At 69.3% G+C, this 1,364-nt stretch carries 1 protein-coding gene; it reads right to left on the minus strand.

What is annotated here, in order from left to right; translation table 11 throughout:
* Window positions 1-904, minus strand: a 904-nt coding sequence (locus FDN03_RS16310; RefSeq protein WP_138178623.1) for a hypothetical protein, incomplete at its 3' end; no start/stop codon positions are given.
* Window positions 905-1,364: the final 460 nt, after the last annotated feature.

Below are 1,364 nucleotides of genomic sequence, written 5' to 3' on the forward strand. Positions count from 1 at the left end.
CGCGTTTGACGGTGCGGTCGGAGACACCGAGTTCGCGGGCGGCGCGGATGTCGTCGAGGCCGCGGTCGAGCAGGAGCAGTAGCGCGCGTTGGCGGCGGATCGCGGCCGGTTCCTCGGCTCCGACGGGGTGGCGTTGGGCGGGGATGGTCTGTTCGATCCTGGTGACCATCTCGGTGACGGCGCGCACCAGGGTGGGTGCCACCGCGACGAGGCCGCCTTCGTCGAGGTCGTCGTCCCGGACAGGGATGAGCGCGGCGGTGGCGTCCCAGACCATGGTCCGCATGGGCACGGCCGGGGCAACCTGGATGCGTCCCATGGGGGGTAGGCGCCGGGTGGGTTGGCGGCGCTGGGCGGCGGCGAGCGCGGTCGGGCTCCACACGCTGCTGATCTGCACGCCGCGTGCGGCAGCGGGGACCAGAAGATCGGGCACGTTGCCGCCGAGGCCGGGGGGTGGGGGTCCGGTCTGCAGGAACCGCACGCGGGCGGTGCTCTGTTCGGTGAGCTCGGCCATGCAGTGCAAGATCTCGTCGCGGGTGAGGAACTCGACGACGCTGCTGGTCCCGGTCCGTTGCCGGCCGGCGACATAGTCGCCGAACAGCCCGGACTGGGACAGCTGGGCGCGTTCCTCGGCCATCCTGGCACGTTCGGCGGTGAGGGCGGCTTCCGGCTGGGCGTGGCGGGTTTGCAGGACTTTGAGCGGGTCCTGGGGTTCCCATTGGCGGCCGACCTGGCGCAGGAGCCCGGCCTCGACGAGCCGGGTGATTTCGACATCGACGACGGACTCGGGCTGCGCCAGCCATTCGGCGAGCATGTCGATGTTGCAGTAGGGGTGGCGTGCCACGGTCCGCCAGACCTGTTCGGAGAAGTCGTCGAGGTTGTCGAATCCCAGCTCGGAGATCCTCACACCGCCTCCGTACACCTTGCTTACAAGCAAATAGAAGGTCCGTTGCGTGCACCTCCATGAGGCGAACGTCCGGGGGCCGCGGCGAAGGGCAGGGCCGCGACATTGCACGTGCGCACTGCACGTGCAGCGCGACCGTAGCGCATCGGAAAGGTGTCGATCCGTGACGATGAGACGGATGCCATCGCCGTGGCAGGCAGGTATCCCTCGCTGCGGAAACGATTGCCCTCACCTGCGTAGCGAACGCCCTCGCCATATGTGGTCTCTCGGGATCTGGGCGTGACGGCGTTGGTGCCTGGGTGGCGGACGGCGGGCGAAAGAGAAGATCATCCTTCGTGTCCCGGCGAGGCGGCCTCCGCCGACGTCGGGGTTTTCCTGCGGGTACGCGGCACGCGCCGTGCTCTGCCACGTGGGTGAGCTGCGGTGGCCGGGTCGGTGAGAGCTGAGCGGACGGTGGTGTATG

This window comes from Glutamicibacter sp. V16R2B1 (genome assembly GCF_005774635.1).
Lineage (GTDB): Bacteria > Actinomycetota > Actinomycetes > Actinomycetales > Micrococcaceae > Glutamicibacter > Glutamicibacter creatinolyticus.